Here is a 20,866-nt window from a genome sequence, read left to right on the forward strand (position 1 = left end):
GAAACCTGCACTTTGGGCTGATTTAGGGTTATAATGGTGCAATTCGGTATTATACCTTTAACTGCATATGCAGTGCCTAAATCAGCTCAGTGAAGACCTAATGAAATCAAATCAAGTTTCTCGCAACAAGCATTCTCAATCTAAACGTAAATTTAAAAATCATTCAAAGCCAGAAAAGAGCCATAAACATTTGTTTCTCACTCTCTGGCAAGATTGGTTATATGAAGTTAGATATCTTTCTCAAGATAAGCCTTGGCCAGCGCTCGATCGCTGGTTAAAAAATTGGTTTAGACAACAAGAAAGATTACCGCTTGAGTTGCAATCAGAATTAAGTGCTGCTTGTTATGATATTTTTCGAGTATTGCAAAAAATAGATTTCTTAGAAACCAGTTATCAGGCAAAAAACATCATCAGTGAAGTTGATAAGTGGGATTTATCTTGGCACTGCCAAGAAGTTGAAAACCACAGTGCGAGAGATTTTGTCGCTTGGTTTGGGATTTTATTTCCGGAGCATAATTTTGCGACGCAATTAACATGTGAAGCGCGTCAAACTTGGTACTCAAGCGAGTTTAAACCTAAGTGGCGTGGACAAGCCGATGCCGAATCAATTCAAGTGATTTTAAATGGCTTCCGACCGACTTGGTTACCTTTACTCGTGCAAAGACAGCTGATTTCTAACTGGGATGATGGAAAGTTAATTGATTTTATTAAGAGTCAAGAAAAGACACCGCCACTTTGGTTGCGTGCCGATCCTAAATTGTATAACGAACTGAAAACGTCTCTATATAAGCAAGGTGTTAAAGTTGCTTTAGATGACAATGGTTTGATGGCTGTTGGTGGTAAAGGGGTTAATCAAACTCAGGAATATAAACAAGGCTTAATTGAGATCCAAGATTATGCAAGCCAGCAAATTGCGGCGGCTGTTATGGTTAAACCGGGACAAAAAGTGTGGGACGCATGTGCCGGCGCTGGCGGTAAGAGTTTAGCTATTGCGAGTAAAATGAATAATAAAGGTAGTTTAGTCGCAACAGATCTACAGAGCTATAAATTAGATGAACTTAAAAAGCGAGCTAAACGCGCACAGTTGCATAATGTCAGAGCTTTTGCTTGGGATGGTGAAAGTGCACTTAGGTTACCTAATGATGTTGCAAAGCAAAAAGGCTTTGACTGGGTGTTAGTTGATGCGCCTTGTTCGTCAGCTGGTACTTGGCGTAGAAATCCAGATGCTAAATGGCGCTTTAACCAGAGTGATACAGACGAGCTGGTTAAAATTCAATCCGGTATTTTAGAGAATGCAGCTAAAGCAGTCCGAAAAGGCGGCTATTTAGTTTACGCTACTTGTAGTTGGCAAGTGGCAGAGAATGAAGCTCAAGTTGCTGACTTTATTGCAAATAACCCAGGTTTTGAATTAGTCGAACAAAAAATGTTAGGCGCGCCAGATGTTGATTCGGACATCATGTTTGTTGCAACTCTAAAATTAAAGCAGGATTAATGCGATTCGTTAATTCGTTTTAAATCTCAACTAATACAAGGAATAGCAAGGTGGAACTGACCTTGCTTAACTTGATTGAGCGGCTAAATTGACAAGTTTTTAACTCGTCAATTTAATAAATTTTTCTAGTAAGCTAACTTCATCTTCTTGGTTGTTTGGGTCTTTTTCGATGCAATCAATAGGACAACAGGCGATGCATTGAGGCACATCATAGTGGCCGACGCATTCAGTACATTTATCGGCTGAAATCTCGTATATCTCTTCGCCTAAAAATATAGCTTCGTTGGGGCATTCAGGCCGACAAATATCGCAGTTGATACATTCTTCAGTAATCATTAATGACATAGTTTCACCTATTTAACTGGGTACGCTAAATTCTCATTGCTCTCATTTTTAGCTGGGAAGGGCTGACGAGTATCTGAATTTTCAGGTAAATCACGGACTAAAATAGCAAATTCGGGTTTGATCTCATGTGGTATTTTGATTAACACAGTGTGGCCAGAACCTTTAGCGTCAGTGATCATTTCCCCCTTGCGGTTTTGCATATGAGCTAGGTTAAATTTAAAGTTACCGTCAGGCGTCATTAGTTCTAAATCATCGCCTACTAAAAATTTATTTTTGACGGCTATTTCGACTAAACCGTCTGAATTACAGCTAATGACTTCTCCAACAAATTGCTGCTTGGTACTTACAGAGTGGCCTTGTTGGTAGTTTTGGTATTCATCATGCACATGCCTTCTTAAGAAACCTTCTGTATAGCCTCTATGCGCTAGGTTTTCTAATTCATCCATTAAATTAGGGTTAAATGGTTTACCTTTCACTGCATCCATAATGGCTTGTTTATAAACTTGTGCGGTACGGGCACAGTAGTAGAAAGATTTGGTTCTCCCTTCAATTTTAAGTGAATCAACGCCTATGTCGATTAACTTTTGCACATGTTGCACAGCACGTAAGTCTTTAGAATTCATAATATAGGTGCCATGTTCATCTTCAAATGCTGGCATATATTCGTCCGGTCGACCTTGTTCTTGTAATAAGAAAATGTCTTGGCTTGGCTCGCCTGATCCTAAAGTGGGTTCAATCGATTGAGTTGGTATAATATGGCCATCCAGGTTTTCAGTGGCTGAATGCGCATTGTATTGCCAGCGACAAGCATTGGTACATGTACCTTGGTTAGGGTCGCGTTTATTGATGTAGCCTGATAATAAACAACGGCCAGAGTAAGCCATGCAAAGTGCACCGTGGACAAAAACTTCTAGTTCAATATCTGGACATTGTTGCCTAATTTCTTCTATCTCATTTATGGATAGCTCTCTAGATAAAATAACTCGTTTAATCCCTTGCTGCTGCCAAAATTTAACAGTGGCCCAATTTACCGCATTAGCTTGAACGGATAAGTGAATCTCTAACTCGGGAAATGCCTCTTTCGCTAGTGAGATTAAGCCAGGATCAGACATGATAAAAGCATCTGGTTGCATTTGTACAACTGGACTTAGATCTTTTACAAAGGTTTGTAGCTTGATGTTGTGCGGCGCAATATTGTTGACCACATAGAATTTTTTATTCAGCTGATGAGCTTGTGAGATCGCAAGGGCTAAGTTGTCATGATTAAACTCGTTGTTTCGGACTCGTAAAGAATATCTGGGTTGTCCAGCATAGACTGCATCTGCTCCATAGGCAAAAGCGTACTGCATATTTTTAATTGAGCCAGCAGGAGAGAGTAATTCTGGGATAAAAGCTTTAGTAGACATAGTGAACTAGGAAGTGAAGTTAAAAACAATTGCGCATTTTAATCGGTTTGACTAAAGCAAAGTTTAATCTCGATCAAACTATACCTGTTCACCTAAATTTTTGATTTATATTTTACGTAGATAAAAAGTGCGCTAACAAGGCATGAATTGCCGCTATTAGTTTACTAGTAGCATAATTCATAACGCAGTTTATGTGCTTTTTAACCAGTAAAATTGAGCAATAATTAGGATGGATTGGTATTAGTTAATGATTGTTATCTAACTCTACAATGGATTGGTTAATTCTTTTCAATAATTCAGGTTTATTTTTCAGTGTCGCTTTTGATAAATAAATGCCAAATCCTTTTTCACTATGTACGATTTGTTTAAAGTTATGCATTGGTATTTTGTGATTTTTAGCTGAAGTTTCAAACACGAGTTGTGAAATTAACACGGCATCTAAGCGCTTTTTTAGCAACATATTCGGTAAATTATCAATCTCAAGGGTCCCTTTAACTTTATACCCATGAGTGCTTAACCACACATGGGTATTACTTTTAAAGGGGGTTGAAACAAATCTTTGCTGTTTAAACTCTGCCATATCAGGTGTTAGCTGCTCAGAGTTTGGCATATACCAAACCCAACGATTGATTAAAATGGGTTGAGAAAATTGAGCATGTTGATCTCTTACTGGGTTTTGTGTCGCTGGAAAAAAGCCATCTACTTTACCTTTAATTAGGGCATCTAGCGCTTTGCCATAGTTTCCGACTGGAATAATTTCGTATGTTATATTCGCATTGTTTAAAATCTTATTGACTGTGTGATAGCCAACGCCATCCCATTTGTTATTGGTTTGGAATATATAAGGTGGAAAGATGGGGGCAGCTAATCTAATTTTTTTAGTTGGGTTGGCAACTGCGTGAGGGGCAGTTATTAATGCGAACAGCATAGCTATTATTAGTTGGTATCTTATTTTTTTCACGCTACATATGCCATATTTGTCTAATATTAAATCGACCCAAAGTTAAATACCAAGTTGAGGCATTTAATGATTCTGTTGTCGTATATTGCTTAATTTCGTAAAAATAATTTATTAATGGCTTATTTTTCTTTACTTTAGTTTAGATGGCCTTGTAATTTTTACCAGAAAATCAAACTATCAGTGCGCATTTTGAGTATTAATTGATATAATTCGTGCCCTAAATTTGCCAATTGATAAAGAAATATGATCCCACGTTTAACCCAAGTCGATGCCATAGAAAAAGATTACCTTAGTTTTTTAACTGCATTAGAGTCTTCTTCATTTAAAGGTGATATTGAAACAACTTATGCTAGCCGTTTTTCGGTATCAACTGATAATAGTGTCTATCAGTCATTACCTCAGGCCGTTGTTTTGCCTAAAGATATGGATGACTTAGTTGCAATTACTGAGCTTGCATCACAAGCTGAATTTTCAACTATTAAATTCTCACCACGTGGTGGTGGCACAGGTACGAACGGACAATCGTTAACATCTGGCATAGTGGTTGATATTAGTCGCCACATGAATAAAATCCTCGACTTTAATAAAGAAGAAGCTTGGGTCAAGGTTCAAGCTGGTGTGGTTAAAGACCAACTTAATGCGTTTTTAAAACCGCATGGATTCTTCTTTGCACCTGATTTAAGTACAAGTAACCGTGCCACAATTGGCGGTATGGTTAGTACTGATGCTTCTGGACAAGGGTCTTTGGTATATGGCAAAACCAGTGATCATGTTTTAGGTTTAACCAGCGTGTTAATTAATGGTGATGTGTTAGAAACGCATAAAATGCCGATTTCTACTGCTGAAACTATGGCAAAACAAAGCGGTAAAATTGGTGAAATTTACGCTCAAGTTTTAGATACTTGTCGTAGTAAACGTCAAGATATCTTAGAAAAATTTCCGCGACTCAATCGATTTTTAACTGGCTACGATTTAGAACACACTTTTAATGATGATCTAACTGAATTCGATTTAGGTCGAGTCATTACGGGATCTGAAGGATCATTAGTATTTGTCGCTGAAGCTAAATTAAATTTAACCCCTATTGCACCGTTTAAAACCTTAGTTAATGTTAAGTATGATAGTTTTGAATCTGCATTACGCAATGCGCCTTTCTTAGTACAAGCGGACGCGACTTCAGTTGAAACTATTGATAGCAAAGTATTGAACCTTGCGCGTGAAGATATTATTTGGGATTCGGTTAGTCATTTAATCACAGATGTGCCAAATAAAGTGATGGACGGTATTAATATCGTTGAGTTTAACGCGGTTGAGCAAGGTGATATCAGCTCAAAATTAGAGCGTTTGACGGCTCAATTAGATGAGTTAGTGAATAATGAAGAAGCCGGCGTTATTGGTTATCAAGTTACGACAGATTTAGCCAGCATAGGCCTAATTTACGAAATGCGTAAAAAAGCGGTTGGTTTATTAGGTAATACTAAAGGTAAACAAAAGCCTTTAGCCTTTGCCGAAGATACAGCTGTTCCGCCAGAAAACCTTGCCGACTTTATTATGGAATTCCGTGAATTATTGGATGGCTATAAGCTTGATTATGGCATGTTTGGCCATGTAGATGCTGGCGTTTTACATGTTAGACCTGCTCTTGATATGGCAGACCCGGACCAAGAAGTTATCCTACGTGAAATCTCAGATAAAGTGGTGGCATTAACGGCTAAATATGGCGGTTTAATGTGGGGTGAGCACGGTAAAGGTTACCGCAGTGAATACGGCCCTGAGTTTTTCGGTCAAGATTTATTTAATGAACTAAGAAAAATTAAGGCGGTATTCGATCCATTAAATCGTGTTAACCCAGGTAAAATTTGTACACCGATTGATTCAACAGAACAATTGGTTTCGGTCGATGACACTAAACGTGGTTATTACGATCGCCAAATTCCAGTTGCGGTTAAAGACTCAGTTGAAACTGCTATGAACTGTAATGGTAATGGTTTGTGCTTTAACTGGGATGCTTCTAGCCCTATGTGTCCTTCGTATAAAGCCACTCGTGATCGTCGTCATAGTCCAAAAGGACGTGCAGGATTAATGCGTGAATGGCTGCGTCAGTTAAGCAATCAAGGGATTGATTTTAATAATGAAGAAAAGTCGATTCTAAAATCAGACGATGATTCTTCATGGTTTGCAAGATGGCGAAATACACGTGCGAAAAAATCAGGCGATTATGATTATTCGCATGAAGTAATGGAAGCAATGGAAGAGTGTTTAGCTTGTAAAGCTTGCTCTAGCCAATGCCCAATTAAGGTCGATGTTCCAGGGTTTAGAGCTAGGTTTATACAGCTTTATTACAGCCGTTATCAAAGACCTTTAAAAGACTATATGGTTGCAACCATTGAGAGAACTGCGCCTCTCTTAGCTAAGGCACCTAGATTATCTAACTTTATTGTTAATAACCCGGTGAGTAAAGCTTTAATTAAATCGGTTGTTGGGTACGTAGATACTCCAGAATTGAGTTACCCAACTTTGTCACAACAAGTCGCAGAATTAAATGTATTAGATTGGGATTTATCACGCTTAAGTAAATTATCTGAAGCTGAAAGGCTTAAAGTCGTGGCCATAGTTCAAGACCCATTTACTTCATACTATGATGCGACTGTGGTGAGTGATTGGGTTAAATTGATTGCTAAACTTGGCTACAAACCGATTATTTTACCATTCCAACCGAACGGCAAACCTGAACATGTGAAGGGCTTTTTAAAGCAATTTGCTAGTACAGCTAAGTCTGGTGCCGATTTTTTAAACCAAATCGATGCATTACATATTAGCTTAGTGGGTACAGATCCGAGCTTGGCTTTATGTTACCGAGACGAATATAACAAAGCATTGGGTGATGCTCGTGGTGATTTTAATGTAATGTTGCCACACGAGTGGTTAAAACAGGTCGCATTACCTAAAGCAGACGTTGCCAATAACGAATTCGCTCTATTTGCTCATTGTTCGGAAAAAACTTCGATTGCTAGTACTCATAAAGACTGGGTGAGTATCTTTTCACAAGTTGGTGCTAAATTAACGCCAGTGAATGTTGGCTGTTGTGGTATGGCTGGAACCTATGGTCATGAAGCAAGCCATTTAGAAAACTCTAAGCATATTTACCAAATGTCTTGGGCAGATAAGATAAAGCAGCAGTCTCCAGAAAATGTTTTAGCAACTGGTTACTCTTGTCGATCTCAAGTTAATCGAGAGGAAGGTTTTAAACCTAAGCATCCAGTCCAAGCCTTACTTAAAATATTAAGCTAACTTTGTGCTTGTATTGATTTAGCTCTAAATCATAAAAAAACCTAGCTCTTATAAGCTAGGTTTTTTTGCATTTAGGCCGGTGTTTGGTTTGTTTTATATGCAATAGAATTATTGTCGAACAATACTTCCTTTTATCTCGTTTAATCTCTATTTGAGTTTAAACGAGATAAACCAAGCAAACAAAGTATCAACAACCATAGACTGGCACCACCTGAAACATTAATCTGTTCTGCTGGTTCTGCTGGTTCTGCTGGTTCTGCTGGTTCTGCTGGTTCTGCTGGTTCTGCTGGTTCTGCTGGTTCTGCTGGTTCTGCTGGTTCTGCTGGAGGTGTAATAGGTCCAGGTTCTTCAACCAAAGTTGCTTTTAATAACATAGTTTCACGAACGGCTAGATCTATGTTGTCGTCTATTATTTGCCCAGTCATTAAGTTAAGTAGCTTTACTGATTTTCCTTCAGTCACACTCTCAATATCTATATTTATGGTCGTTTTAGCAGTATTAACTAATGAAAGCGTATAACTATCTCCACTTTCTATAATTCGCCAAGCTATTTTTTTATTCGCGTTATTAGTCGTTTCGATAATGCTTAGTTTAGGTAAAATGTTTTTAGTTTTTGCTAATGAAATTGCACTATTTCTGAGTTCATCGAGAGTATTATACTGGATTACATTGTCACCAGATGGCAATAGGTTTACAGCATGAGCTTGACCATATTGGTCTTTTTTAAGGCTGTTTGCATCGATTAAAATTGTACCGCCATTATCAACATAATTTTTAAGCGCCGCTAATTCAGATGTTGTTACTTGTTGGGTATCTTTGATTATAATAAAGCCCCAGTCGTTGATTTGCTTCTCAATGATTTTTTGCGTTGCGAACCCTAATGCAACCCCTTCGAAGAACACAGAACGATGCGCATCGCGAATGCTGTCCATGTAATCGTCTTGGGTAATGGCACTAGTTTCTGAGTAAAAAAGTCGAATGGCTTTATTTTGCTTTTGTAACTTTACTATGTCTTGATGATGCGCATTTATATCCATTATCGTTCTGGTTAATTCATGGAACCCTAACGGTTGATGTGTTACTCCTGTAATATATTCGGAATTATAGCCTCGATTTTCGATTATCGAACCGTCTGTATTTCGCCCCCACATCCAAGTTGAAACTCCATCTAGACCATGTGTCGCTCCCAGCCAATAAATTGCTCTAACATAATCGGGAGAAACATTTTTAAGCTGGAAAGAACCTTTATTAAAGAAATGATTTTCGCTATCCCACAATACTTGATTAGGCTGTACCGATGAGAAAAAATCGAATGATAAAGTAGCGCTTTGCCAATCAAAGCTATAATCATTTTGGTACCAAGGGGTATTAGTTCTATGGCTTAAATACTCGGAATTAGCATCAAAGCCGATAATATCGGTTAACTCCAGTAGAGATTCAAAATCTAACCCATGGCTTCGTGCTGACTCATTCCATAGCCATGGCATTAATTTGATATGGGTCTTAGCGTCACTATCATGCTTTTTAATTTCACTGTCTAAAAATGCAAACCAGTTGGTCACCCGTATCTGATTAAAGCGCATCCAATCAAACCATATTGCAGAGCCCTTTAGTTGGCTATCCATAGGGAGTGCAATATTTATTTCATCAAATGAACCATAGTTACTACCCCATAAGTTATTCAATGAAGAAATAGAAGTATGGGTTGATGCTAGCCATGTGCGAAATTTTTCCATTGCGGCATCAGACACACCGCCAGTGTTCCAAACCCCAGCTTCAGTAAAAAAGCTAGGTTCGTTGAACATCATATAGCCAAGCGCTGTAGAACGTTTGTCTTTCAGCAAAGGAATATAGGTATTAAAAAAGCTGGTATAGAGTTCTTTTGCTCCGGGGTGGTCAAGCAAGTATTTGCTGAACAATCGGTTTGTATCTTCAATGTTTGGGTATTTATCTATTATCCATTGTGGCAGAGCATTATGGTTGATAAATACTTGGCCAATTCGTTCGTCAGCATCATTTTGAAAATTATTTATACGCCATTGCTGTGTATTTCCTTGTTCATCTGTAATGAAAGAGGGGGAGATATAGTCGCTATGCAGATCTCCAAAATAAGGATTGGTTAATTCATCAGACGGTTTCCATGTATAACTACTCAAAAAAATGGAATCTTGGTTATCAAGTCTAAATTCACCAGCGCTGATACTCACTTTTTCGAAGTCAATTAATGGCACAGCTTGCCTAATTATTGTGCCATTAATGACTTGGCTGAGTTCACTGATCGAATTATCTAATATAGTTTCAACTGATTGTCGTTCAAATCCTGCAAGTTCAGCGGCGTGCGAGGCCGCTGAATGCTTGTAAACGGGATGGTCTTCATAAAATTTGATATTGATAGCTTGATTTGACTCATCCCAGTTAGCCCAGTCTAAAAATAAATTAGCCATACGAACTGTCATTTGCTCGCGAGTAACATCGAGGTTTTGTTGTTGGGCACTTAAAATTAGAGTTTCTAATTCGGTTATTTTTTCAGCTGGATTTGCCGAAATTGCAAAACTGCTACCACATAGCAAGAGTGCAGATGATAATTGTTGGAAGGTGTTGTTAGTTTTCATCTCGTTCCTATTGGTAAACCGATTGTACTTGGCCGCGAGCAAGTTTTGACGCGCAAGATTTCGGCTTTTAGTTGTTATAAGGGAGGTGCTATTAAATTTATATTGATTTAGTTCTATATAAAGACCCAGTTTAAATTTAATGTATTATCTTTAAAAACATGCTATCAATTTAACAAGGGTAGCTCTTGCCTAGGTTAATCGCAATCCATTTTTAAACTAGATTCAGATTTTGATGCTGTAAGAAAATTAAGTTTGGTTACAAAATTTGGAAGTGGTTTGTCGTTATTATTCAGTATTCAACCCTTATAGAGTTAATTAAAAATAAAGCTCAGAGTGAATTCTATGGCAGCTAGGTTTCTATTGATGCCTAGAGTGGTGATTGAGGGAGTTGCCAGCTAAAGATAAACTAGGCGTCCAACTAGCGAAAAAACTTTAGCTATTTAAATCACTTACTGGAATATTGATCAATACAATCTTGTAATTCAGCAAAGTTAAAAGGTTTGGTAACATAAGCGTCCATACCTGCACTCAAACATTTCTTTTCGTTTTGACTGGTTACATCGGCGGTCAAAGCGATAATTGGAGTCGGCTTTGAGCCTGCGGTTTTTTCTAGTGCTCTAATTTCATGAGTCGCGGTATAGCCATCTATTCCCGGTAACATGCAGTCCATCAGTACGAGTAAATAATGTTCGGGTTGAAATATTTTTACTGCTTTTTCTCCATCATCAGCCCAGTCTATTTGATAGCCTTTACTGAGTAAATATTGTTCAACCACCATGTAATTTATATCGTTGTCTTCAACGACTAATATGCGATTATTATCTATGTTTTGTAATGATTGAGCGATATGCACAGTTTGAGGTTCATGTTCATGCTCTTCGATACTTAAGCAAAATGCTTGGAGTAATTTTTTGCCAATAATCGGTTTATGTATATGAACTACCTTGAGTTGTTGGCACTCTTGATACACTTCTTCTGTGTCGATTGAAGTTATTAGGATTGCATGGCAATAGTCTGGTAATTTATCTTTAATCTTTTTGTATAGGGCAAGGCCATCTAACTCTGGCATAGCGTAATCCAATAGTAGGAAATCGCAATCAATTTTATTCTGCTCTTCTAACCAAGTGATTAATTCTATTGGGGCTAAAAAGTTATGATGACTAATTTTCCACTGGTCGCAAAATCCATTGAGTACTCTATGATTCTCTGCGATGTCATCTATGATAATCGCTGTACTATTGTGAATCGCCTCAGGTGCAATATGATGAAATGCTTTCTTTTCTACTTTGAGTGGCAAGCTAAAATAAAAGCAACTTCCTTCACCTTGTTCTGAAGTCACTTTTAGTTTTCCGCCCATCAAATTGACTAATTTTTGACACAGGGCTAAGCCCAAACCTGTACCACCGTATTTTCGCGTAGTTGAACTGTCGGCTTGCTCAAACGCATTAAATATATTTGCTTGCTGTTCGTCGGTCAGACCAATGCCTGTGTCTTTAACTGCAAATTCAATATTGGCCATTTCTGCTTCGCTTGGCTCTAAGACATGGCAACTTACCGTAATACAACCCGACTCGGTAAATTTAATCGCATTAGAAATTAAGTTGCCTAAGATTTGGCTGATACGTATGTCGTCTGCCAAAACCTGCATATTAGCAACGGCTGAAATGTCTAATACTATTTCTAAGCCACGCTTGCTGGCGTTGGCTTTGTGCGCTAAAACCAGATCGGTTACTAAATCTTGCAACTGAGTTGAAACCGGATGAATCTCTAGTTTCTGCGCTTCTATTTTAGAGAAATCTAGAATATCGTTAATCGTACCCATTAACAAACGGCCTGAATTCTCTATCGTACGTAGTTTATTCTGTTGTTCTTTATTTAATTTACTACTAGCTAATAACTGTGCCATACCTAGCACCCCATTTAACGGGGTACGTATTTCGTGGCTCATGTTGGCTAAAAATTCACTTTTTGCTTGGCTGGCTAACTCGGCTTGGTGCTTAGCTTTTAATGCGACATCATGTTGTTCTTCAATTACCTTCGACAACTTTTTAGAGAGGAATACGGCACCAGAGCCGAAGATAATTAAGCTGACTATTGTGATAATCAGCATATATAAAGTTAATTCTGAGACGTTTTTTTCGACTGCGCTATGAGGAATAAGACCAATAAATTTCCAGTTCAAATATGGAGAGTTGTACTCTATTGCAAAATAATCTTCTGTTTCAGTTAGAGTGTTTTCGACGTATTTAAAGACATTTTTAGGGTTGCGAGTATCTGCTAATATTCTGCCGGTTTCTTCAATGACAAGTAGTTCTCCTTGCTCGCCAAATTCTGCTTTTGAGAGCATTTTGGTAAATTCATCTAAAGTGATATCAATACCCACCACACCCACAGGATGATCTTGATCGTCTTTAATTAAACGAACAGTCGAAATCAGCATAGTATTGTCAGCTGCCCAGTAGTATGCAGGCGCGCGAATAATTCGGCCATTAGCTTGCTTTGCGGACGTATACCAAGGTCGCTCTCTGGGATCATAATTATCCGTGGTTGAGCCTTCAGGCCATTGCACATAACCACCTTGTTCAGTACCCATATAGAGGTAATTTAAATTCGGGTAGTGCTGCGCTATTTGCTTAAATTTTTGGAAAAGTAATTTTTCTTGCGGATTACTTTGACTTGGCGACATCTTGGTTGCAGCTAAATGCATATAGCTAGTGATGTGCTTCGCACTTTCTAATAGGATGGGATCGGCACTTAATAAACTTAACTGATTTTCATACAGCTTAAACATCAAGCTGATACCGTTATCTATTTGATGGACCTCGCCATAGAAGCGGCTTTCAAATGAATTACGAGCATGGGTTCTTGCTTCACTAACTGAAAACAGAAAGTTTACGAATAAGGGGATAGTGACGGCACATAAAAATGCTAATATCAGTTTAACCCGTAAGTGTCGCACGTATGTCCTTGATTATTCATTGAGGTTTAATGTAATTAATATAGTCGTCACTTTAACTCAATTCCATAATACATAGTGTATTTCGTGAAAAAGATTTTTCCTAAACTATACTTTTTCTAATCGATATAAAATATATCAAAAGCGTTAATCATGGATAGTAAAATGACTGCTAAATTGTTTCAACCTAAGTATATTGCGCATTGTTTGACTCTGGTGTTTAGTGCATATCATGCAGCTGCCTTCTCGCAAGCTTCTAGCGAAGCTGAAATAGAAGTGATTGAGGTCACTTCGTCAAAGCGAGTAAAAAATATGCAAAAAGTCCCAGTAGCAATTCAGGCATTATCAAGCCAAACGTTGGCTGAACAAAATTTATCTAACTTGGATTCGCTGAATTTATATCTACCAAACGTCAATATTGCATCTCGTGGACCAGGACAAGCTGATATCTTTATGCGTGGTATGGCAATCCAGCCCATTGCCGTTATGTTGTCTGGGGCACAAGGCACTATGCCGAATGTCGCCGTTTATTTAGATGAGCAACCAGTCACAGCGCCGGGGAGAAATATCGATGTATATACACACGATTTGGAGAGGGTCGAGGTGTTAGCTGGTCCACAAGGCACACTTTTTGGCGCTAGCTCGCAGGCCGGTACTATCCGCTATATAACCAATAAGCCAACGCGTGGCACATTTGAAGCTAGTACGAGCTTAGGATTTGCTAATACTAAACATGGTGAGACAAGTCACAGTGCGCAAGGCATGTTGAATCTGCCAATCACAGATGATTTATCCTTACGTTTATCTGCTTATACAGTGTTACAAGGCGGGTATATAGATAATCGCTTTGGAGAATTTACCTTAGACCCAACAATCAACCCTAATTCGATTGTAAATATTGAAGGGGCCAGTTATCAAATGGCGGATAACCTGTCATTGGTGGAAGATGATTTTAATCAAAATCGCTATCAAGGTTTTAGGTTATCCGGGCAATATTGGATTGACGACGACTGGCAGCTATTACTGCAACACAATGCGCAACAAATTGAAGCTGACGGTGTATTTGATATGGACCCGGAAGTTGGAGATTTAGCCGTTAGCCGGTTTTTTCCTGATACCTTAGAGGATGAATTTAAACAAAGTGCGTTAACTTTATCAGGGCGAATTCAGCAGCTGGAAGTGCTATATTCAGGCTCTGTTTTAAAGCGTGAAGTTAATCAACAGATAGATTATACCGGCTACAACAACACAGGCGCTTACATAGCCTATTACACCTGTACTTATACTAATCCTAATTACATTGCGAATTACAATATTCCAGCCAGCCTAATTACAGAGCAAAGAGAGTGTAAAGATCCAACTAAAGGTTTTGTCGGGCAGCAAAGTCATGACAAAACGACGCATGAACTCAGATTTGTTTATGATGCCCATAGGTTTGTTGACTCTGTATTTGGCATTTACCTAGATGATTTTTTGTTAGAAACTCAAGATGACTATGTTTACTTAGCTGCACCAGAATTAGGTTTTGCGCCTAATGCACCTATCTCAACCGCAAACAATATTAATCCAAACACACGAGCACCAGGCGTTACCTTTTTTAACGATGTGACACGTAGTGAAAAACAACAGGCTGTTTTTGCTGAATTATCTTTCCACTTAACAGAGCAATTAAGCGCTACGTTTGGCGCACGAAAATATAAAATAGAGACAGGTATTAGCGGTTCATCTAATTTTGCTGATGGTATTTTTCAGGGCTCAGTCAATACAGACAGAGGACGTGATTATGATGTGTCGGGTGGTCATAGTGACAAACCTTGGATACAAAAAGACACCATTTATAAATTTAATCTCAGCTACAACTGGCAGTTAGATAAACTCATTTATGCTACATATTCAGAAGGTTTTAGACCGGGTGGTTTTAATCGAGGTGGCGGCATTGAGTCTAATAACCCCGAATTTCCAACGGTTTCGACGACTTATAATACAGATGATGTGAAAAATTATGAGCTTGGGTTTAAGTCGACCTGGTTAGATAATAGGCTACGTTTTAATGCCAATGCCTATCATATCGAATGGCAAAATATGCAAGTTTCTCGGTTTGATCCCCAAAACGTCTCGATTCTTACTTTCATTGAAAACGCAGCAGACGCTGAAATTAATGGTTTAGAGGCCGATGCTGTTTGGCAAGTAACGCCCGACTGGCGATTGTTTAGCGCCTTTTCTTATATTAAAAGTGAACTCACTCAATTGAAGGCTGAAGCGATAGAATTGGTATCTGTTGGCAGTGCATTACCGCTAACACCCAAATTTCAGGGCAACCTTCGCAGCCAGTATAGTTGGCAACTTGGTGAATACTGGTTAGATTGGCATTTTGCATGGGTTTACTCAGCGAGCTCGTGGAGCTCTATTGTTGCTGAGCAAAGAGAGAAACAAGACAGTTATCAAATCATGAATACGTCGATTAATTTGGATTTAAATAACTGGCAATTACAAATTTATCTAGATAATTTAGCTGACGAGCGAGCTAAATTATTTATTAATGATCAAGATGATATCAAGCGGGTAACAGTTAATCGACCTCGTACTCTAGGTATAAAACTCAAATACCGCTATTAGCTAATCTAAGTTAAACTGAGCCAGCCATTTTAGCGATTTTAGGAAAACGAAAAATTTCATGCTGCAAAAAATTCAGGCTTTAATTAAAACAGGGAATATTCAACAAGCTTGGCATTTATTACAAACCCTCAATCAATCAGAGTTGGGTGAGCAAGCGCTGTATCTTGCTGCTGTGTGCAATCGTTATCTGCATAAGTCGGATGTCGCATTGGATTACCTTGAGCAGCTATTAAGATTAAATGCTTGCCATGCTCGGGCTTATCAAGAACAAGGCTATAATTTTTTATTACTCAAGCAAACTGAAAAAGCACAAGCTGCTTTGTCTAAAGCCGTTAAATTTAACCCAAGTTTAACCAGTGCTTGGCAGAAACTAGCTGAAGTTTATCAATTGTCAGGGCTTAACAATTTAGCCCATAATGCGCTGGCAAATGCCGAATATTACCAAAATTTACCTCTACACATTCGTAGTGGCTACTCAAAGTTATATGAAGGTGATATTACTCAGGCGCAGACTTTGTGCCAAACTTTTTTGTCTCAGCAGCCAGACAACCTTGAGGCAATGCGCTTATTAGCTCAAATTGCTAATGCTAACCAAGCTTATGATAAAGCAGAATTTTTATTAGAAAGCGCTTTGTTATTACAACCTAATAATGCTTTTTGTCTGTTCGATCTCGCTTTGGTTTTACAGAATCGACAAAAATTTAGCCAAGCCTACCAGATTGCCCAAAAACTCGTGAAGCAATCATCGGATAACCTGAGTTTTTTACTTTGCTTAGCGAATCAAGCCGCTTCAATTAATGAGTTTGAAGAGGCGGAACACTTGTATCAAAAGGTTCTACATAGCTTACCTTTATCGCCTGAAAGAGCGCCAGTGCATATTGCGCTAGGGCACTTGTATAAAACATTAGGCCAAGTAGAAAAAGCCCAGATAAATTATCAAACAGCGTATCAATTGGATAATGAATACGCGGATGCTTATTGGAGTTTGGCAAATTTGAAACGCTACCAATTCAGCCAAGCTGAATTGCAATTGATGCTAGATACACTAGAGCAAAAAGCATTAACTAACACAGATAAATGTTTACTGTCATTTGCCTTAGCCAAAGCCTTTGAACTAAAACAAAATTATCAGCGTTCAGCTTGTTTTTACCAAACCGCTAACCACCTTAGATTATCTGAATTAAATTACGATAATCAACAACAAGTCGAGAGTCTCAAGCAACAAAAACAGAATTTTCCTAGTACTTTGTTTGTCGAAAATAAGCCAATAAAGCGACAAGAGCAAAGCAGCGCATCAGCTAAGATAACCCCGATTTTTATTGTTGGCTTACCCAGAGCTGGCAGCACTTTATTAGAGCAAATATTGGCGTCTCATTCGCAAGTACAAGGAACAATGGAACTGCCAAATATTATGCAGATTGCCAATGAATTGGAACAAAAGGCGAAAGAGCAAAAACAGAAATTACCGGATTATTTAGCTATCTTGTCTGCTGAAGAATTTTCCCAGTTAGGTGAGCGTTATATACAAGAAACGCAAATCCATCATAATAACAGGAGTTATTTTATAGATAAAATGCCAAATAATTTTAAGCACCTAGGTTTGATAAAGCTTATGTTACCTCAGGCTAAGATTATCGATATTCGGCGAAATATAAAAGATGCCTGCATGGCAAATTACAAACAGTATTTTGCGCAAGGGCAGCTATTTAGTTATAACCTGCAACACTGCGCCAATTTCTACCATGCTTATCAAGATTTAATTCAATATTGGTCTTCAATCATCCACCAAGATCTATTGCGAATTCAATATGAACACTTGGTTACTGAACCAGAATCAGTCGTTAACAAAATTTGCCAACTGCTAGAGATTGGATATGAAGCTAACATGCTGAATTTTTATAAAACTAAACGTGCAGTTAAAACCCCTAGTTCGGAGCAGGTTCGCCAACCTATTTATCAATCCAGTCTTGATAGCTGGAAATTGTTTGCGAATTATTTACCTGAGTTAAGGTTAATTAAAGATTAGCGGAAGACTCGAATCGCTCTAAGACAATTTTCAGGCTTAGAGCGATTTAAAATTGGTTTTTTTAAGCGCTCAGTATTAGCTAGCTCTTGCCAACATACCTACATAAACAGTTAGCCCATAGCATGATAGGCATTTCGAGTCCTGCCACTAGTCTCATTAATAATCTAGGCTTATACCCAAGTAAACCAATTCGTTAATTCAGATAATCGCCATTAGCTAAGCCAAGTCAATGCTATTTAATTAAATAACCTTGCTCGCGTTTACTCGCCTATTCAGAAATTTTCTGAATTTTGCTTGATTGCGCATAAAAGCATTTGGATAAATTTTCTGTAGAATATCAAGCATGGTCAAAGCTTGCTGATACTGCTTTAAGCCTGAATAACAAGTTGCTTTGGCAAAAACCACTTTCTCTGAAGCCCTACCCAAATATATGCTCAATTGCGCCTGTGACAAACACGGCTCAAATTGCTTTTGTTTGTGCAACGCTCTTATATTTTTATAATATTCAGCGTCTTTCAATATTTCGCTATATCTAGGTTGAAAGTCTTCTGCGTTTTGCGCTGTGTTTACTGTGCCTTCACTCGGTAAAAAGGCATCGTAATATCCTGGTGTAAATAATGGCTCTTTTGTATCAGTATTGATCTCATATTTATTGAAATTCTCAATTACTTCCGGCAAAGCCCATGAAGCATTTATGCTTAGGTAATTTAAAAAAAGATCACGTTGCACCTGTTTACCACCCCACCTTGTATACAAGGAAGACGCATACGTTTTAATTAAATGTCGGCTGTTTGGATATTTTTCAGCCGCACCATAAAACCAGTTATGACTTAAATACCAAGTGTTAAGTTTTGAAGTTTTGTTGATTATTTGCAACATAACTAGGTTTTGGTCGTTTTCAGCTAGCACACTAAAAGCATCATTTCTGGCCATAGTGTTTAAATGCCGCGTGGTATTTAAGTTGCCCACTTTTGTTTTATAAACATAGCTATGCCCACGAATTAACCATGCAAAGCTGTGCAAATAAGTAGCTCTGGCAATAAGCGAATAAGGTTTAGAATGCGCCACCCATTTATTTAAATGTTCAAGGTCTTGCTCGTAAGCTAAGTTAAAACTGGCATACGCGGCAAAAAGCGTTTCTTCATTTTCTAGTGTTTGATTGGTTTCATACTGCTGTTGTAATTGAGCTAGTTCAGCATTGAGTTCGTCAAATTGGTGATTCCTCAATTTGCTAATCAAACCTATGGTGTTTTGTGTCGCTTCATCGTAATCAGCAACATTCAGTTGCTCAACATGCTGGTATCTTTGCAGTGGAAATTGTTCGCGAATTACTTTGTGATGATAATCTGTTAAGGATAAGTCTGTTTTAATTTTGTTGGGTATCGCAAGCTCTGCAAAAGGTTCGTTTTGTGCTTTTACATACCTAGCTTTAAAGGATTCAAGTTTGCTAGCAGACGAATTTGATTGTGTCGTTTGGCAAGCCATAAGCACTGCGCCCAATGCGAGCACAGATGCAAGTTGGAATAATTTCATTATCTCTCCATGATTATTATGGGGGGCTGCTAAATAACTTGAACCTTTGGGATCAAATTAGCTAACGCATTGTAATTAAAAATAAATACTCTTTAGGGTGCAAGTCGCTATCCAGAGTCTAGGTTATATACTAGCCGTTACATCAAATATCCTTTGATTTTGATTCTTCATATAAACTTCCGCCGATTTGTATTCACTGCTCTGTTTTAACAGGGCATCAAAGTCGCCAGACTCGATCGCTTTTAACAGGGCTGTTTCAACTATATTGGCCAGTTTAACATTGTCTTTTTTAACGTAAAAATAGCTGGTAAGCGGTAATTTGAGCAATACATTTGGGTGTACAACTACATTGGTAATATTGTCTCGAGTTGACCATTTATCAACCACTTTTTGCGCTTTAAAAATAGGAGCTAAATAGTAGTCGAAACGACCACCATCTAGCATGTGGGCAAAATTACCACGTAATGTGGACACAGCGTTGAATGAATTAGCTTCAAGAATTCCTCGTGTGACCGATGCTTTTTGTACACCAGCTTTGTATGCCTTTAATTGCTTAATATCTGTGAGTGTATTGAATCGATTTACGTCTGATTTACGAACAATTAAACCTGTCACTCCGAGTACATCTTGATCAAGCGGTATGGTTACTGCCTTCATTTCTTGTTCAAGTTCATCACTTTTTGGTGCCCAAATCAGGTCTAGATTGCCAACATCTATCATACTAATTTGCTGACGGCGGTTTCCCACCTTTATTTCTATCAGGTTAATATTATGCTCAGGCGCATGTTTAGCCACTATTTTTAATAGTTCCACTTTATGAAAATGCGCAGAGTCTGAAACTTTCGGAATCCTAATATCTAATGCAAAGCTTTTACTCGCCAAAATAGTTGCAGTAACTAAAGCAGTGACTTTTAACAATTTTACTAAAACATTAGGACATTTCATCACTAAACCCTTACCTGTATTTCATTAATCACATTGAATCATGATTTGTTATATTAAATCACAATCAGTTATATTAAATCATAATAAGTCTCTATAGATAAAATGGCAACACAAAATTAAAACATTTTAGTAACAAATGAGTGGGTTTGATACAAGCACTGTTATAAGTAATATGAATTAATACATTACAGACACTTAGTTCTAGATGTTAAACAGCAAAGTAACGCATTAACTGAATGTGCACTGCCGCTCTGAATGATTGTGCTCTGGCCTGCTGTCAACGAGCTTAAAAATGCCGGTAATAAGCTGCTATTTTAGCCACGAGAGATAAATGGTGAGAATGGAATCGGGTATCCCATAGTTTATTATTCATATGTGTCAATATACCCACAACAAAAGCGTTAAAACATTAGCCCTACTTATTACTTTACAGTAAAAATGACTAATATTTATTCGAGAAGGTTTTGCAGTTATTCAAAATATGTTTGGTAAGCCCTAAATGTTTAGAAGAAGCTGCGGAGGCCGTTTATAAAAACTTGGATGGACAGCTTTAAGCTTACAGCCAAATGTAGAGTTCTAGATTTAGTTAACTAAAACTTGTAAATTAAACGGCCGTACTTCAATTATCTCTCAAAGGGTATGTAAATTCAAAAGTTCTTAAATACACAAGCAAAATCAACTAG

Annotated in this window: 11 protein-coding genes; 4 read left to right on the forward strand and 7 right to left on the reverse strand. The window is 38.0% G+C overall.

Features of this window, described 5'->3' with window-relative positions:
- The first annotated feature begins 100 nt into the window (after positions 1-100).
- Positions 101-1,492, forward strand: coding sequence for an RsmB/NOP family class I SAM-dependent RNA methyltransferase (locus XM47_RS12140; RefSeq protein WP_216595989.1), 1,392 nt, complete (start codon positions 101-103; stop codon positions 1,490-1,492).
- 99 nt (positions 1,493-1,591) lie between these two features.
- On the opposite strand, the gene XM47_RS12145 is transcribed toward XM47_RS12140, so the two are convergent.
- The 3 genes from XM47_RS12145 to XM47_RS12155 all read right to left on the reverse strand — a co-directional run bounded on the left by XM47_RS12145 (position 1,592) and on the right by XM47_RS12155 (position 4,204).
- A complete protein-coding gene (locus XM47_RS12145; RefSeq protein ID WP_048692861.1) occupies positions 1,592-1,837 on the reverse strand; it encodes a YfhL family 4Fe-4S dicluster ferredoxin in 246 nt (81 codons plus the stop codon).
- An 8-nt stretch (positions 1,838-1,845) separates the two neighbouring features.
- Entirely contained in the window at positions 1,846-3,243 is a 1,398-nt protein-coding gene (gene trhP / locus XM47_RS12150; protein ID WP_048692863.1) for a prephenate-dependent tRNA uridine(34) hydroxylase TrhP, read from the reverse strand.
- 244 nt (positions 3,244-3,487) lie between these two features.
- On the reverse strand, positions 3,488-4,204 hold the full coding sequence (locus XM47_RS12155) for a substrate-binding periplasmic protein (protein ID WP_149865505.1): 717 nt from the start codon (positions 4,202-4,204) through the stop codon (positions 3,488-3,490).
- A 243-nt stretch (positions 4,205-4,447) separates the two neighbouring features.
- Between XM47_RS12155 and ydiJ the strand changes: the two genes are divergently transcribed.
- A complete protein-coding gene (ydiJ, locus tag XM47_RS12160) occupies positions 4,448-7,495 on the forward strand; it encodes a D-2-hydroxyglutarate dehydrogenase YdiJ (RefSeq protein WP_048692869.1) in 3,048 nt (1,015 codons plus the stop codon).
- A 140-nt stretch (positions 7,496-7,635) separates the two neighbouring features.
- On the opposite strand, the gene XM47_RS12165 is transcribed toward ydiJ, so the two are convergent.
- On the reverse strand, positions 7,636-10,107 hold the full coding sequence (locus tag XM47_RS12165; RefSeq protein ID WP_048692871.1) for an alpha-amylase family protein: 2,472 nt from the start codon (positions 10,105-10,107) through the stop codon (positions 7,636-7,638).
- Positions 10,108-10,552: 445 nt separating this feature from the next.
- Positions 10,553-13,066, reverse strand: a complete 2,514-nt coding sequence (locus XM47_RS12170) for a hybrid sensor histidine kinase/response regulator (RefSeq protein WP_048692872.1) — start codon at positions 13,064-13,066, stop codon at positions 10,553-10,555.
- Positions 13,067-13,228: 162 nt separating this feature from the next.
- On the opposite strand from XM47_RS12170, the gene XM47_RS12175 reads away from it, so the two are divergent.
- Both XM47_RS12175 and XM47_RS12180 read left to right on the forward strand, forming a co-directional pair.
- Complete coding sequence (locus XM47_RS12175; protein ID WP_048692994.1) at positions 13,229-15,679, forward strand: TonB-dependent receptor; 2,451 nt, start codon at positions 13,229-13,231, stop codon at positions 15,677-15,679.
- 58 nt (positions 15,680-15,737) lie between these two features.
- On the forward strand, positions 15,738-17,705 hold the full coding sequence (locus tag XM47_RS12180; RefSeq protein WP_048692874.1) for a tetratricopeptide repeat-containing sulfotransferase family protein: 1,968 nt from the start codon (positions 15,738-15,740) through the stop codon (positions 17,703-17,705).
- A gap of 240 nt (positions 17,706-17,945) precedes the next feature.
- Here the strand turns inward: XM47_RS12180 and XM47_RS12185 are convergent, their stop codons facing one another.
- Positions 17,946-19,238 carry a DUF4034 domain-containing protein gene (locus XM47_RS12185; protein WP_048692876.1) on the reverse strand — a complete coding sequence of 431 codons (1,293 nt, stop codon included), beginning with the start codon at positions 19,236-19,238 and terminating at the stop codon, positions 17,946-17,948.
- A gap of 123 nt (positions 19,239-19,361) precedes the next feature.
- On the reverse strand, positions 19,362-20,183 hold the full coding sequence (locus XM47_RS12190) for a substrate-binding periplasmic protein (RefSeq protein ID WP_048692879.1): 822 nt from the start codon (positions 20,181-20,183) through the stop codon (positions 19,362-19,364).
- Between the last annotated feature and the right edge of the window lie 683 nt (positions 20,184-20,866).

This window comes from Catenovulum maritimum (assembly GCF_001050375.1).
In the GTDB taxonomy this organism is placed as follows: Bacteria; Pseudomonadota; Gammaproteobacteria; order Enterobacterales; family Alteromonadaceae; genus Catenovulum; species Catenovulum maritimum.